This window comes from Pseudomonas sp. B21-021, from assembly GCF_024749205.1.
GTDB classification, from domain to species: Bacteria; Pseudomonadota; Gammaproteobacteria; order Pseudomonadales; family Pseudomonadaceae; genus Aquipseudomonas; species Aquipseudomonas paraglycinae.
This window is the reverse complement of the sequence record NZ_CP087192.1, coordinates 3,094,533-3,109,406: the sequence shown is the minus strand read 5'-3', so window position 1 is coordinate 3,109,406 and position 14,874 is coordinate 3,094,533. Positions and strand designations below refer to the sequence as shown.

The following is a 14,874-nucleotide window of genomic DNA, read 5'->3' as shown; positions in this document are numbered from 1 at the left end:
AGCCCGCCCCGTTACCTGGGCGGGCTCTGTCTGTCATGCCTTGGCTTTTATACCTTGATCGGTAGGAGGCTTGCGCTCCCCGCCCTGACCATAAGTCTGCAGGTTCTGCAGTACATAAATGGCTTTCTTGTACTCGGGGATCAACGTATTCGCGTACTTGTTGCCCTTGAGATTGTTGTTCTGGATGGTATCCAGCTGCGTTGCGAAGTACTCCAGCGCATTGAACTTGGCATCCGGGTCCTTCTGTATGCCGAAGCGATCAAACTTGTCGCCGGCATTGAGCAGGGTCATGGACGTGATCTCGGAAATCAGGCCCCGGCCACGCAGCATTGCACTGAGACTGCCCAACTGCTTGGCAGAAACATTGGTGGGATCGAAACCCTTGATGTTCTTGTGCAGCCCCTGTTTGTCCATCTCCGCGATGCTGATCGCGTTGGGATCGTTGCCGACCAGGGCCAGCATCTGCTTGACCTTCACGCTTTGAGAAACCGGTTTGCTCGAGCTGCCTGTGTCTCGAACCAGCAAACCCGCCTTGGGTTGCCAGGCACCGGTATATCCGATAGTCATGAGCAAGCTCCTTGCGAGGAAAACATGAAAAATTCCTTGTTGAACCACATTTGAGTTGCCCGGAGTATCGGCCGGCAAACTAATGGCACCAACTCCTTTCTGCACTTATTTACAATTTTTGTACATTCACGATACAAATCGGCAACAGCCCCGGAAATACGGGACTAGAGCGTTCATGACAAGGTGATGAAAGTGGGTTTATTGCTCGAATGTTCGGGACGGTTAGTTCCCATGTATCTGGCCTGACACCTTCCTTTGGTCGGGATCGGCTCTTTTAGGACGAAAGTACCTAAAGCTTCCCGAGTACCCGACGATACGCTAGGAAACCCGCGCTGTTTTTCCCCTGCCCACAATAAGAATCCCTGCTCAAGGACCGGTTTCCATGCCCGCATTCCGCACCATTCAGGCTCGCTACACGCTGTTTCTGGTTCTGTTCATTCTGTTGTTGTCGGTGCTGACCGTGGTTGGCATCAGCCAATTGGTCGCGCCCAAGCTGCGCCATACCGAAGAACAGGTCGTGCTCAACCGCATCGCTGAAGTGGCCGAGCAGATCCAGGGCGAATTGAACAAGGTCCAGGCGCAGCAGCGCAGCATCACCCAGACCATTCCGCTGCTCGACAGCGCGGCCATCGACACGGTGTTGCCGGGGCTGGTGGATCAATACGGCGAACTCAAAGTATTCGGCGGCGGCATCTGGCCGTTGCCCGGCCAGCGCGAGGCCGGACGCAACAAGTTCAGTACGTTCTGGCACCGGGATGCCTCCGGCAAACTGGCGGTGAACACCTTCTGGAACAGCGACGCGGCCCCCAATTATTACGACCAGAGCTGGTACAAGGGCGGCATGCAAACCCCGCGCGGCCAGTGCGCGTGGGCCGCTGCCTATAAAGATGACGCCAGCGCCGAACCGCGCACCAACTGCGCCATGGCCATCCAGAAAAACGGCAGCGCCTGGGGCGTCTCGACCATCGACGTGACCCTGGGCTTCTTCAACGATCTGGTGGCGCGCAAGGAAAAAGACCTCAACGCCGAAATGCTGATTGTCGAGGCCGACGGCAAGATCATCAGCAACAGCTCGCGCATCAGCGGGCCGATCGTGCTGAAGAACATCAGCGAACTGGCCGGCGGCTCGACCTTCGCCAGCCAGGTCAAGGCCGGGCTGCAAAACCGTGAGCAGGCGCAGCGCGTCGAATTCGACAACAACGGGGAAGCCAGCACGTTCTTCATGCGCCCGATCGAAGGCACCCCGTGGTTCCTCGCCACCGCGCTGCCGACCAAAATGCTCACCGCCCAGCGTGACGACGTGCTCAGCAGCCTGAGCCTGTTGCAGATTCCGCTGGTGATCCTGCTGGTGCTGTTGCAGGTCTACGCGATCCGCCAACTGGTCTCGCGCATGAAAGCGCTGAAAGCCAACATCGATTCGCTGTCCAGCGGCGATGCCGACCTGACCCGGCGCATCACCATTCGCGCTGAAGATGAACTCGGTGCCATCGGGCATTCGGTCAACACCTTCATCGCCTACCTGCAGAACATGATCGGCGAGGTCACCCAGGCCACCGGCGCCATGGCTTCGAGCCTCGACAACCTGCAACGCACCTCGGCGCACACCAGCCAGATTCTGCTGCGCCACGCTTCGGAAACCGACCAGACCGTTACCGCGATCAACGAAATGAGCTCGACCGCCGAAAGCGTCGCGCAAAATGCCGCCGAAACCGCCGCTTTCACCCAGCGCGCCAACGAAAACGCCGACCGCTCGCGCGTGGTGGTTGGCGAAGCGTCAAGCAGCGTGGTGGCGTTGATTGATGAGGTGGCCAGCGCCACCCACAAGGTCGAAAGCATGCAGCAGGATGCCCAGCGCATCACCGAAATCCTCGGCGTGATCGGCGCCATTGCCGGCCAGACCAACCTGCTGGCGCTCAACGCCGCCATCGAAGCAGCACGCGCCGGTGAGCAGGGTCGTGGTTTTGCGGTGGTGGCGGACGAAGTGCGTGCCCTCGCCGCCCGCACCCAGGCCAGCACTTCGGAAATCAACGAAATGTTGACCCGCCTGACCCAGGGCGTGAGCTCGTCGGTCAGCGCCATGGAAAACACCCAGGCCAGCTGCCAGTCGGCTGCGGACGCCACGGCGCGAGTCAACAGCGGTCTCGACGAGATGGCCGGCTCCGTCAGCCACATCAACAGCCTCAGCACCCAGATCGCCACCGCCGCCGAGCAGCAAAGCGCGGTCACCGAAGAGATCAACCGCAGCATGGTGCAGATCCGTCACATGGTCGATGAGCTGGTGGAAAGCGGCCAGGCCAGCGAACTCAACACCCGCCAGCTGCTGGAAGCCAACAGCCGGGTGAGCGCGATCATGGGGCGCTTCAAGGTTCGCTGACCGTTTTGTCATCTTGCGCTCAGTGGCCTGTCAGCTTTGATCTACGATCATGTTGGCAGGCCTGCCTCGTATCACTTGGAAACACTCCGTTGATGCCCGGCAGGAAAAACCGGTCAAAATGCCTTCCTTTTTTGACCGTTCCTCCTTCGAGCCGAGAGCCCTCCATGCGAAACCACCTGCGTCTGGCCGCCCTGAGCGCCCTGTTCATTTCCTCCCTGGCGCAAGCCGCCGACCTTATCCCGATCGAAGTCCACCGCGACGCCAACTGTGGCTGCTGCAAAAAGTGGATCAGCCACCTGGAAGCCAATGGCTTCAAGGTCGAAGACCACATCGAATCCGACATGAGCAGCTTCAAGCAGCAACACGGCGTACCGCCACGTCTGGCGTCCTGCCACACCGCAATCATCAACGGCAAATTCGTCGAAGGCCACGTGCCGGCGGAACAGGTGCTGGCCCTGAGCAAGCGTGACGATCTGCTGGGCGTTGCCGCACCGGGTATGCCGATGGGCTCGCCGGGCATGGAAATGGACGGCATGAGCGATGCGTATCAAGTGATCGGCCTGAAGAAAGACGGCGCCGATGTGGTGGTGGCGGATTACCCGGCCCATTGATGACGGCGGGTTATCTCGGGCTGTTCCTGGCCGCGTTTGGCGCAGCGACACTCTTGCCACTGCAATCGGAAGCCGTGCTGGTCGGGCTGCTGGTCAGCGATCGTTACTGGCTGTGGGGGCTGCTGGCGGTGGCGACGCTGGGCAATGTCCTCGGTTCGCTGGTGAACTGGTGGCTGGGGCGCGGGCTGGAACGGTTTCAGGACCGGCGCTGGTTTCCGGTCAGCCCGAAGCATATGGAGCGTGCCCGCGTTCACTATCAGCGTTATGGTCACTGGTCGCTGCTACTTAGCTGGTTGCCGGTGATCGGCGACCCGCTGACGCTGATCGCCGGGGTCATGCGTGAACCCCTCGGGCGCTTTCTGTTGATCGTCACCCTCGCCAAAGGCGCCCGCTACGGGGTGCTGGCGATGCTCACCCTAGGCTGGCTCGGTTGAACGATCCGGCCCGGGGATTGCCTGTGTTTAACGTCGCCCTAATCCGGCCGTTCCAGCATCGGCCGATTTCTTGTGGAGTTGTCCTATGTCTGTGTCGCTGACCCGCTGGCTGCCCGGCTTGCTGCTAACCGCCGCCCTGCCCCTGCTTGCTCACGCCGAAGGCCCGCAATACGGCCCGGAGCTGCAAGGTTTCGATTATCCCTACACCCTCAAGCACTTTGCCTTTCAGTCCCAGGGCAAGTCGCTGCAGATGGGTTACATGGACGTCGCCGCCCACGGCAAGGCCAACGGACGCACCGTGGTGCTGATGCACGGCAAGAATTTTTGCGGCGCGACCTGGGACAGTTCGATCAAGGCCCTGAGCGAGGCCGGTTACCGGGTGGTCGCCCCGGATCAGATCGGTTTCTGCACCTCCAGCAAACCCGATCACTACCAGTACACCTTCCAGCAACTGGCGGCCAACACCCAGCAACTGCTCAAGACGCTGGGCATCCAGAAAGCCACTCTGCTCGGCCACTCCACCGGCGGCATGCTCGCCACCCGTTACGCGCTGCAATACCCGGATCAGGTCGAGCAACTGGCGCTGGTTAACCCGATCGGTCTGGAAGACTGGAAAGCCCTTGGCGTGCCGTATCGCAGCGTCGATCAGTGGTATCAGCGCGAACTCAAAGTCACCGCCCAGGGCATTCGCGACTATGAGCGCACAACCTATTACGACGGCCGCTGGAAACCCGAATTCGACCGTTGGGTGGACATGCTCGCCGGCCTGAGCAACGGCCCGGGCAAGACTCAGGTCGCATGGAACTCGGCGCTGATCTACGACATGATCTTCACCCAGCCGGTGTACTACGAGTTCAATGACCTGAAAATGCCGACCCTGCTGCTGATCGGCACTTCCGACACCACCGCCATCGGCAAGGACATTGCGCCGCCGGAAGTGAAGGCGAAAATCGGTCACTACGAGGTGCTGGGCAAGCAGGTCGCGAAACTGATTCCTCAGTCCACGCTGGTGGAATTCCCCGGCATGGGCCACGCCCCGCAGATGGAAGAGCCGGCGAAATTCCACGAGGCACTGCTGGGCTGGCTGGACAAAACCAATCCCGTTCGTTGAAGAGGTAACGCTGATGGCGGTGCAGATTGCGGTGATCGATGACTGGCAGGACGTCGCGCGGGACGTGGTCGACTGGTCGGTGCTGGGCAGTATTGGTGAAGTCACCTTCGTCCATGAGTACCCGGCGGACAACGCCACGCTGGCCGAACGTCTGGGCCGGTTCGAGGTGATTTGCGTGATGCGCGAACGCACACGCTTCGATGAAGACCTGCTCAAACGCCTGCCGAATCTGAAGCTGCTGGTCACCGGTGGCATGCGCAACGCGGCGCTGGACATGCCGGCCGCTGCTCGCCTCGGGATCAAGGTCTGCGGCACCGACAGCTATAAACACGCGGCGCCGGAACTGACCTGGGCGCTGATCATGGCCGCCACCCGCAATCTGCTGAACGAAGCCAATGCCTTGCGCGCCGGCCAGTGGCAGCAAGGCCTCGGTGGCGACCTGCACGGCAAGACCCTCGGCATTCTAGGGCTCGGCAGCATCGGTCAACGGGTGGCGCAGTTCGGTCAGGTGTTCGGCATGCGCGTGATCGCCTGGAGCGAAAACCTCACCGCCGAGCGCGCCGAACAGGCCGGCGTCACTTATGTCAGCAAGCAGCAATTGTTCGAACAGGCTGACGTGTTGTCGGTGCATCTGGTGCTCAGCGACCGCAGCAGGGGCCTGGTGGATGCCCAGGCGCTGGACTGGATGAAGCCGACCGCGCTGCTGGTCAACACCGCGCGCGGGCCGATTGTCGACGAAGCGGCGCTGATCAAAGCCTTGCAGAAACAGCGCCTCGGCGGTGCAGCCCTCGACGTGTTCGATCAGGAACCGCTGCCTGCGCTGCACCCGTTTCGCACCCTCGACAACGTGCTGGCCACGCCGCATGTCGGCTACGTCAGCCGCCAGAACTATGAGCTGTTCTTTTCGCAGATGATCGAAGACATTCAAGCCTGGTCAGCCGGGGAACCCGTCCGCCTGCTCAACTGAAATCGCTCGCCTTTGCGGGCAATCCCTGCCCGCGAAGCAGCACCCGCTGTCTGCCCGCCAACACAACTGTCCGCACCGCAACAGTGCGCCCGCGCTTTCCCGGCGCCCGAAATCGTGACCAGCCGGTCACCATTCTGAATCATCGACCCCGCCAAACATGCACTTCGTCGGGGCGCACCCCCTCCCGAAGCCACGGATTTCGTGAGCCTGCAACAGATTGTCGAACAATTCATCCGATTGGCCTGGCCCGCTCTAGTATCTGGCCTAGACTGGTTTTCGCGGGGTAAAACCGGCCGGTCATAAAGTCAAAAATTCGTCGAAACTTTTGCTGATCGCGGCGGGTCATCTGATAGGCAGGGCCAAAGTGACTGGTTCAAGTCTTGCAATGGTCCCCTCACCCATTCTGCTTGCGCGTGTTGGGTAGCGTTTGCTCACCGATGCGTGGCGCGTTTGCGCCCGGCCACAGGACCTGGCCATGGACATCGCTTGTTTAACACAAGAATCAGATCAAAAAGACGGGAGATTCATATGATCAGTGCGGCATTGGATATTCAGGGAGAGCGTGCTCACCAGCCGGTCGGCGAGTCGAGCACCGTGAGCGTTCCCGGCAGCCGGTCGATCAACGTCCCGGGCACCAAGACGCTGACGCCGGTAGCGAGTCAGAACCCCAACAAGAAGAAAGTGTTGTTCGTGACCTCGGAAATCGCCGATCTGGTGAAGACCGGTGGTCTGGGAGACGTTTCTGCCGCCCTGCCCCGCGCCATGGCGCACCTGCATGACGTCCGGGTGTTGATCCCCGGTTACCCGCAAGTGATGAACAGCGAGAATCCGATCCACATCATCGGCGAACTGGGTGGACACGCCGCGCTGCCGCCCTGCAAGATCGGGCGCATGGACATGCCTGACGGTCTGGTCATCTATGTGTTGATCTGCCCTGAACTCTATGCCCGTGACGGCGGCCCGTATGGCGCCAACAACGGTCGCGACTGGCCGGACAACCACATTCGCTTCGCCCGTCTGGGTCTGGCCGCCGCCGATATCGCCGCCAACCTCGCGCAAATCCACTGGTGCCCGGATCTGGTGCATGCCCACGACTGGCCGGCCGGTCTCGCGCCTGCCTACATGCACTGGCGCGGGCAACGCACGCCGACCCTGTTCACCATTCACAACCTCGCCTATCAAGGTGTGACCAGCCTGGGCTCGTGCCCGGAACTCGGGATTCCCGCCCATGCCCTGCAACAGGAAGGCATGGAGTTTTACGGCAAGATGTCGTTCCTCAAGGCCGGCATGGCCTATTCGAGCCACATCACCACGGTCAGCGCCACCTACGCGCAGGAAATCACCACCCCGGATTTCGGCTGCGGTCTCGACGGTTTTCTCGCCGCCAAGACCCAGCAAGGTTTGCTCAGCGGCATTCCCAACGGCATTGATGAGAGCTGGGACGCTGCCACCGACCCGCATCTGTTCGCGCCATTTGCCATCGGCGACTGGGAAGGCAAGGCCATCAACGCCGCCCACGTGCGCGAACTGTTCGGCCTGAACGAGTCCGAAGGTCCTCTGTTTGCAGTGGTCTCGCGTCTGGTCTATCAAAAAGGCCTCGACCTGACCGAAGCGGTATCGGAATACATCGTCCAGAACGGTGGCCAGATCGCGATCATCGGCCGTGGCGAACCGGAAGAAGAACAGGCCATGCGCGAGCTGGCGCTGCGCTTCCCCGGGCAGATCGGCGTGCGCATCGGCTTCAATGAAACCGACGCCCGACGCATGTTTGCCGGCAGCGATTTCCTGCTGATGCCATCGCGGTATGAACCCTGCGGTCTGAGCCAGATGTACGCCCAGCGTTTCGGTTCGTTGCCGGTGGCACGCAACACTGGCGGGCTGGCCGACACCATTGAAAACGGCGTCACCGGTTTCCTGTTCAACGAATCGACCGCGGACAGCTACCGCGAAGCCCTGAGCCGCGCGTTCAAGGTGTTTGCGTTCCCGGACCTGCTGCACGCAATGCGTTGCCGGGCGATGGCCGCGCCGTTCAACTGGTGCAAGGCGGTCGAACCCTACGCCGAACTCTACGAACAACTGGTGGCCAAGGCGCTGGGTAAAACGCACCACAAATAACCAGGGAGGTTTTCAACGATGCCGTCACGGACACCTGAAAGCTGGCCCCACGGCGCGATCATGCTGGATGCCGACCACACGCAATTCGCGTTGTGGGCGCCGGATGCGTTTTACGTCAGCGTCGAGCTGGGCAACGGCCAGTCCCTGCCCATGCTGCCCCAGGGCGATGGCTGGTTTGTCATCAAGACCCGCTGCCCCGCCGGCAGCCGCTACCGTTTCAATATCGACGGCGAACTGGAGGTGCCCGACCCGGCCTCCAGAGCGCAGGACGGTGACCTCGACCGCCACAGTGTGGTGGTCGATCCGCACCTCTATTCCTGGCGCAACACCACCTGGCAAGGTCGGCCGTGGAATGAAGCGGTGATCTACGAATTGCATGTCGGCGCGCTCGGCGGGTTTGCCGAAGTCGAGCAGCATCTGGCGCGTCTGGCCGGACTGGGCATCACCGCCATTGAACTGATGCCGATCGCGCAGTTTCCCGGCGATCGCAACTGGGGCTACGACGGCGTGCTGCATTACGCGCCGCAGGCCAGTTACGGCACGCCGGAACAACTCAAACACCTTATCGACAGCGCCCACGGTTATGGCCTGGCAGTGATTCTCGACGTGGTCTACAACCACTTCGGCCCCGACGGCAATTACCTGCATCGCTACGCCAAGGGCTTTTTCCGCGAAGACAAACACACGCCGTGGGGCGCGGCTATCGACTTTCGTCGTCGCGAAGTGCGGGACTTCTTCGTCGAAAACGCCTTGATGTGGCTGCTGGAATACCGTTTCGACGGCCTGCGACTGGACGCGGTGCATGCCATACAAAGCCCGGACTTTCTGCCTGAACTCGCACATCGCATACGTCAGCAGATCGACCCCGCCCGCCATGTGTGGCTGACCATCGAGAACGAACTCAACCAGTCGAGCCTGTTGGAGGAAAACTATGACGCGCAGTGGAACGACGACGGCCATAACGCCCTGCACGTGTTGCTGACCGGTGAAACTGACGCCTATTACGCGGACTATGCACTGCAACCCACCGAGCAATTGGCCCGCTGCCTGAGCCAGGGTTTCGTGTTTCAGGGTCATATCACCCGCCACGGCGAACCCCGTGGCGAGCCGAGTGAGCATTTGCCGTCCACGGCGTTCGTGCTATTCCTGCAGAACCACGACCAGATCGGCAACCGTGCCTTCGGCGAACGCTTGCATCAACTGGCCGACCCGCGCGCGGTGGAGGCTGCGACAGCGCTGTTGTTGCTGTCGCCGATGATTCCCCTGATGTTCATGGGCGACGAATACGCCGCCGAACAACCGTTCCTGTTTTTCACCAGCCACCATGGCGAACTGGCAAAGCTGGTGCGCGAAGGTCGGCGTAACGAGTTTGCGGCGTTCAGTGCTTTCTCCGATCCGCACAAGCGCGAGCAGATTCCCGATCCGAACGCCGAGCAAACGTTTCACGCCTCACAACCGCGGCTGGTCGGCAGCGGCACAGCTCGGCAACGGGAGACGTTGGCGCTGTACCGCCAACTGCTGCAATTGCGCCATCAATACATCATTCCCAACCTGTCCGGAACGCAAGCACTCGGCGCCCAGGTGCTGGGGCCCGGGGCGGTCAGCGCGCGCTGGCGGCTGGGCGATGGCAGCGAGCTGCGAATCGACCTGAACCTCAGCGATACGCCAGTGGTCAACCTTCCACAGGCTGATTCGGTGTGGCTGTTTCGCCAGCCACCCGACACAGGCCTGTCGGATGAGGGGCAACTGCCCCCGTATTGCGCGCTCGTCAGCCTCACGGCCGCAACCCCTTTGCCACCCCTGGATGGAGAGCGCCTATGAGCGATGCGCAACTGGAAATTCTCGCCAGCCGAGCCGGCCTTGCCGTCGACTGGATCGACGCCAACGGCCGACCGCAAAAAGTCGCCCCGGCGGTGCTGCGCAATGTTCTGACCGGTCTCGGTCACCCGGCTGGAACGGCCCAGGAAATCGACGCCAGCCTGCTTGAACTGCAACAAGTACAGGAAAATCGCCATCTGCCGCCACTGCTCACTGCCGATGTTGGCGTGGGCGTGGACCTGGCCCGTTATTTCGAACCCGAAACCCCTTGCGAGATTCACCTTGAAGACGGCTCGCGCCTGAGCCTCAAGCTGGATGCCGAGGCCGTGTTGCCCGGCGAGATTCCGGTCGGCTATCAGCAAGTGCACATCGCCGACCAGCAATTCACCCTGGCCGTAGCACCGGAACGCTGCTTCAGCGTGGGTGACGCGGTGGACAGCCCGATACCTCGCGCGTGGGGCCTGAGCGTGCAGCTGTATGGCCTGCGCCGCCCCGGCGATGGCGGTTTCGGCGACACCCAGGCCCTGGAAGAACTGGCCCGGGTGGCCGGCGAGCGTGGCGCCGATGCTCTGGCGATCAGCCCGCTGCACGCGATGTTCAGCGCCGACACCGGGCGCTACAGCCCTTACTCGCCGTCCAGTCGGCTGTTTCTCAATTCGTTGTACGCCGCACCCGGTGCGATCCTCGGCGAACGCGCGCTGCGCGATGCGATTGACGCGGCCGGCCTGACCGATCAGTTCGAGCAACTGGAAAACCTGAAACTGATCGACTGGCCGAAAGCCGCCGAGGCCAAACTGAAACTGCTGCAAGCCCTGTACGACGGCTTCATCAGCGGCGAGCACCCGTTACATGCGGATTTCTCCAGCTTCCGCGATGCCGGCGGCGAAGCGCTGGAAAACCACTGCCGCTTCGAAGCCATTCAGGAAATGCGCGCCGCCCGTGGCGAAAACCTCGACTGGCGCCAATGGCCCGAGCACTGGCACGACCCGCGCGGCGCCGCCCTTGGCGCGTTTGCCGAAGAATACGCCGAGCGCATCAGCTACTTCGCGTTCTGCCAGTGGTTGATCCACCGCTGCCTCGAACGCGCCCAGACCGCCGCCCGCAGCGCCGGCATGGGCATCGGCCTGATTGCCGACCTGGCCGTGGGTGCGGACGGTGCCGGCAGTCAGGCCTGGAGCTTTCAGGATGAATTGCTCGCCTCGCTGACCGTCGGCGCACCGCCGGACATCCTCAATCGCTCGGGCCAGGGCTGGGGCATTTCCGCGTTTTCCCCGGAAGGTCTGGTGCGCAACGGTTTTCGCGCGTTCATCGACATGCTGCGCGCCAACTTCGCCCACGCCGGCGGGTTGCGTATCGACCATGTCATGGGCCTGCAACGGTTGTGGGTGATCCCCAACGGCGCGGTCCCGGCGGACGGCGCCTACCTGTATTACCCAGTGGATGACCTGCTGCGTCTGCTGACCCTCGAATCCCATCGCCATCAAGCGATCGTGCTCGGCGAAGACCTCGGCACCGTGCCCGATGGTCTGCGGGAAAAACTCGTCGCCCGGGCCATGCTCGGCATGCGCGTGTTGTTGTTTGAACAGGACAACACCCATTTCAAGCCGATCCTCGACTGGCCGGACAACGCCCTCGCCACCACCAGCACCCACGATCTGCCGACCCTCAACGGCTGGTGGCATGGCCGCGACATCGACTGGAACGCGCGGCTCGGGCTGATCGACGCCAATGGCGAAATCGACTGGCGCCGTTACCGCGAACGCGAGCGTGAAGGTCTGCGCGGTGCCCTGAGCCAGGACCCGCAAAACTTTCGCGAGGAATCTCACGAAGCCGATCAGGTGGTCGACGCCGCTGTACGTTTCCTCGGCCACACCCGGGCGCCGCTGGTGCTGTTGCCACTGGAAGATGCGCTGGGGCTCGACGAACAGGCCAACCTGCCCGGCACCATCGACACCCACCCAAACTGGTCGCGTCGCTTGCCGGGCACCAGTGAAGCGCTGCTCGACGGCGTTGACGCCGCACGACGCCTGGAACTGCTGGCTTGCGCGCGTCTTCAGGCAGCCGAGCGTGACCGATGAGTGCACTGCCTATCCAGACACTGCGCGCCACGGTCCGCCTGCAATTTCATCGCGGTTTTACCCTCGATCAAGCGGTGCCGCTGGTGCCGTATTTCTCTCGACTCGGCATCAGCCACATTTACGCCTCGCCGCTGCTCGCCGCCCGCGCGGGCTCGATGCATGGCTACGATGTGGTCGACCCGACCCGGGTCAATCCGGAACTCGGCGGCGAGCCGGCCTTGCGCCGCCTGGTCGCCAGCCTTCGCGAACACGGCATGGGGCTGATCCTCGACATCGTCTCCAATCACATGGCGGTCGGTGGCGGTGACAACCCGTGGTGGCTCGACCTGCTGGAATGGGGACGGCTCAGCCCCTACGGCGAATTCTTCGACATTCAGTGGCACTCGCCCGACCCGTTGATGGAAGGCCAGTTGCTGCTGCCATTTCTCGGCAGCGATTACGGCGTCGCGCTACAGGACGCGACCCTGCCGCTGGTGTTCAACGCAGAGAGCGGCACCTTTCATGTCGAGCATTACGAACATTACTTTCCGATCTGCCCCGGCGATTACGGTGAACTGCTCAAATCCGATGACGCCCCGAATGAAGCGCTCAAGGCCCTCGCCGACCGCTTCAGCGCGCTCAGTTACCAGACCGACGCGCGCTCGCTGGCCCTCCCGCTCAAGGAAGAACTTCAGCAACTGGCCAGCGACCCGCAGAACCTCGAGGCTATCCAGCGCAACCTGACCCACTACGACTCGAAGACCGAAGAAGGTTTTCAGCGCCTGCATCAATTGCTGGAGCGGCAAAGCTATCGCCTGGCGAGCTGGCGCACGGCGGCGGATGATATCAACTGGCGGCGCTTCTTCGACATCAACGAACTCGGCGGTTTGCGCGTCGAGCGTCCGGCGGTGTTCGAGGCCACCCACGGCAAGATCTTCCAGTTGATCGGCGAAGGCCTGATCGACGGCCTGCGCATCGACCACATCGACGGCCTCGCCGACCCGCGCAGCTACTGCCGCAAATTGCGCCGCCGCCTCGACCACCTCGCACCGGGCCGACACTTGCCGATCTACGTTGAGAAGATCCTCGGCGACGGTGAAACCCTGCCCACCGACTGGTCCGTGGACGGCAGCACCGGTTATGAATTCATGAACCAGCTGTCGCTGCTGCAACACGATCCGGACGGCGAACATGTGCTCGGCGATTTGTGGAAACGCCGCACCGAACGCCCCTCGGCGTTTATCGAAGAAGCGCAACTGGCGCGTCAGCAGATCCTCAACGGCTCGCTGGCCAGCGATTGCGAAAGTGTCGCCCAGGCCCTGCTGCAAGTGGCGCGCGATGACCTGATGACCCGCGACCTCACGCTCGGATCGATCCGCCGGGTGTTGCAGGCGCTGATCGTGCACTTCCCGGTCTATCGCACTTACATCACCCCGATGGGCCGCTCGGCACGGGACGAAGTGTTTTTCCAACAGGCCATGGATGGTGCGCGACAGACATTGAGCGAAGCCGACTGGCCGGTGCTGGACTCCGTAGCCGGTTGGCTTGGCGGCCAGCCGTGGCGGCGCAAACCCCGTGGCCGTTCGCGCAAAATCCTCAAGCATGCCTGCGTGCGCTTTCAGCAACTCACTTCACCGGCCGCCGCCAAAGCGGTGGAAGATACCGCGCTGTATCGCTCGGCGGTGCTGCTGTCGCGCAATGACGTCGGCTACAACACCGAGCAGTTCAGCGCCCCGGTCAGCGACTTTCACGCGGTGAACCAGCAACGTCTGGCGAGCTTCCCGGACAACCTGCTGGCCACCGCCACCCACGACCACAAACGCGGCGAAGACACCCGCGCGCGACTGGCAGTGCTCAGCGAACGCAGCCACTGGTACGCCGAACAGATCGAGCTGTGGCGCGCCCTCGCCCGCCCGCTGCGCCATGACGATCAGCTGCCGTCGTCGGCGGACGAATTGATCCTCTATCAGGCGCTGCTCGGCAGTTGGCCGCTGGACCTGCGCGACGACGATCAGGCCGGTTTCGCCGACTACGCCAAACGTGTCTGGCAGTGGCAGCAGAAAGCCCTGCGCGAAGCCAAGCTGCAAAGCAGCTGGAGTGCGCCGAACGAGGCTTACGAAAACGCAGCTCAGGCGTTCACCGAACAATTGCTGCTGGCCCCCGAAGGCGAACTGCTGCGCGGGGCGCTGGCCAAGACCGTCAACAGCATCGCTGCCGCCGGCGCCCTCAACGGTCTGGCGCAAACCTTGCTGCGCATGACCGTACCGGGCGTGCCGGATCTGTATCAGGGCAACGAGTATTGGGATTTCAGTCTGGTCGATCCGGACAACCGCCGGCCGGTGGACTACGGCCTGCGCGAACAGACCCTGACGGCGACGCCCGCAGAGGAACTGTTGTCGGATTGGCGTGACGGGCGAATCAAGCAGGCCTTGATCGCCCAGGTGCTGCAGTTGCGCACCGAACACAGCGAATTGTTCCGCCGCGGTTCGTACCAGGCCCTCGAGGTGCTGGGCAGCCAGGCGCACAACGTGCTCGCGTTTGCCCGCGAGCATGGGGAGCAACGGGTCATCGTGATCGTGCCGATCCGTTGCGCAACACTGCTGGAAAACAGTGCCCTACCCATGGTCGATGCGCTGCGCTGGGGCGATACGCGGGTGGTTTTACCGTTCGACGCCTCTGACGAAAATCTGAAGGGACTTTTTTCGAGCACCGCAGTCACAAAAAACAGGGAGCTGCACGTCAGCGCCGCGCTGGGGGATTTCCCGGTCAATCTGCTTATCCAACACGTCTAGCAGCATGAGTTCAGTCCAGGAGCATTGC

10 protein-coding genes are annotated in these 14,874 nt (G+C 62.3%); 9 read left to right on the top strand and 1 reads right to left on the bottom strand.

Annotated features, from left to right (window positions below; translation table 11 throughout):
• Window positions 1-33 precede the first annotated feature (33 nt).
• Window positions 34-567 carry a hypothetical protein gene (locus LOY31_RS13835; RefSeq protein ID WP_085604016.1) on the bottom strand — a complete coding sequence of 178 codons (534 nt, stop codon included), beginning with the start codon at window positions 565-567 and terminating at the stop codon, window positions 34-36.
• Between the two features lie 382 nt (window positions 568-949).
• Between LOY31_RS13835 and LOY31_RS13830 the strand changes: the two genes are divergently transcribed.
• The 9 genes from LOY31_RS13830 to LOY31_RS13790 all read left to right on the top strand — a co-directional run bounded on the left by LOY31_RS13830 (window position 950) and on the right by LOY31_RS13790 (window position 14,846).
• The gene (locus tag LOY31_RS13830; RefSeq protein WP_085667104.1) at window positions 950-2,941 is read left to right on the top strand and encodes a methyl-accepting chemotaxis protein; all 1,992 of its coding nucleotides are present in this window, start codon (window positions 950-952) and stop codon (window positions 2,939-2,941) included.
• Window positions 2,942-3,105: 164 nt separating this feature from the next.
• The gene (locus tag LOY31_RS13825; protein WP_258713525.1) at window positions 3,106-3,552 is read left to right on the top strand and encodes a DUF411 domain-containing protein; all 447 of its coding nucleotides are present in this window, start codon (window positions 3,106-3,108) and stop codon (window positions 3,550-3,552) included.
• Window positions 3,552-3,986, top strand: a complete 435-nt coding sequence (locus LOY31_RS13820) for a YqaA family protein (RefSeq protein WP_221535778.1) — start codon at window positions 3,552-3,554, stop codon at window positions 3,984-3,986. The genes LOY31_RS13825 and LOY31_RS13820 overlap by 1 nt, the downstream gene beginning before the upstream one ends.
• 85 nt (window positions 3,987-4,071) lie before the next feature.
• The gene (locus tag LOY31_RS13815) at window positions 4,072-5,097 is read left to right on the top strand and encodes an alpha/beta fold hydrolase (RefSeq protein WP_258713524.1); all 1,026 of its coding nucleotides are present in this window, start codon (window positions 4,072-4,074) and stop codon (window positions 5,095-5,097) included.
• Window positions 5,098-5,110: 13 nt separating this feature from the next.
• Window positions 5,111-6,064, top strand: a complete 954-nt coding sequence (locus LOY31_RS13810; protein WP_258713523.1) for a D-2-hydroxyacid dehydrogenase family protein — start codon at window positions 5,111-5,113, stop codon at window positions 6,062-6,064.
• A gap of 528 nt (window positions 6,065-6,592) precedes the next feature.
• Window positions 6,593-8,179 carry a glycogen synthase GlgA gene (gene glgA, locus LOY31_RS13805; RefSeq protein ID WP_258713522.1) on the top strand — a complete coding sequence of 529 codons (1,587 nt, stop codon included), beginning with the start codon at window positions 6,593-6,595 and terminating at the stop codon, window positions 8,177-8,179.
• A gap of 18 nt (window positions 8,180-8,197) precedes the next feature.
• Window positions 8,198-10,000, top strand: coding sequence for a malto-oligosyltrehalose trehalohydrolase (gene treZ / locus LOY31_RS13800; protein WP_258713521.1), 1,803 nt, complete (start codon window positions 8,198-8,200; stop codon window positions 9,998-10,000).
• Window positions 9,997-12,075 (top strand): 4-alpha-glucanotransferase, encoded by a 2,079-nt coding sequence (gene malQ, locus LOY31_RS13795; protein ID WP_258713520.1) that lies wholly within the window; start codon window positions 9,997-9,999, stop codon window positions 12,073-12,075. Before treZ ends, malQ begins: the two co-directional genes overlap by 4 nt.
• Entirely contained in the window at window positions 12,072-14,846 is a 2,775-nt protein-coding gene (locus tag LOY31_RS13790; protein WP_258713519.1) for a malto-oligosyltrehalose synthase, read from the top strand. Before malQ ends, LOY31_RS13790 begins: the two co-directional genes overlap by 4 nt.
• Window positions 14,847-14,874 lie beyond the last annotated feature (28 nt).

Excerpts from the sequence above, each read along its gene's own strand:
- LOY31_RS13835 (WP_085604016.1), bottom strand. The coding sequence starts at position 567 with ATGACTATCGGATATACCGGTGCCTGGCAACCCAAGGCGGGTTTGCTG.
- LOY31_RS13830 (WP_085667104.1), top strand. The coding sequence starts at position 950 with ATGCCCGCATTCCGCACCATTCAGGCTCGCTACACGCTGTTTCTGGTT.
- LOY31_RS13825 (WP_258713525.1), top strand. The coding sequence starts at position 3,106 with ATGCGAAACCACCTGCGTCTGGCCGCCCTGAGCGCCCTGTTCATTTCC.
- LOY31_RS13820 (WP_221535778.1), top strand. The coding sequence starts at position 3,552 with ATGACGGCGGGTTATCTCGGGCTGTTCCTGGCCGCGTTTGGCGCAGCG.
- LOY31_RS13815 (WP_258713524.1), top strand. The coding sequence starts at position 4,072 with ATGTCTGTGTCGCTGACCCGCTGGCTGCCCGGCTTGCTGCTAACCGCC.
- LOY31_RS13810 (WP_258713523.1), top strand. The coding sequence starts at position 5,111 with ATGGCGGTGCAGATTGCGGTGATCGATGACTGGCAGGACGTCGCGCGG.
- glgA (WP_258713522.1), top strand. The coding sequence starts at position 6,593 with ATGATCAGTGCGGCATTGGATATTCAGGGAGAGCGTGCTCACCAGCCG.
- treZ (WP_258713521.1), top strand. The coding sequence starts at position 8,198 with ATGCCGTCACGGACACCTGAAAGCTGGCCCCACGGCGCGATCATGCTG.
- malQ (WP_258713520.1), top strand. The coding sequence starts at position 9,997 with ATGAGCGATGCGCAACTGGAAATTCTCGCCAGCCGAGCCGGCCTTGCC.
- LOY31_RS13790 (WP_258713519.1), top strand. The coding sequence starts at position 12,072 with ATGAGTGCACTGCCTATCCAGACACTGCGCGCCACGGTCCGCCTGCAA.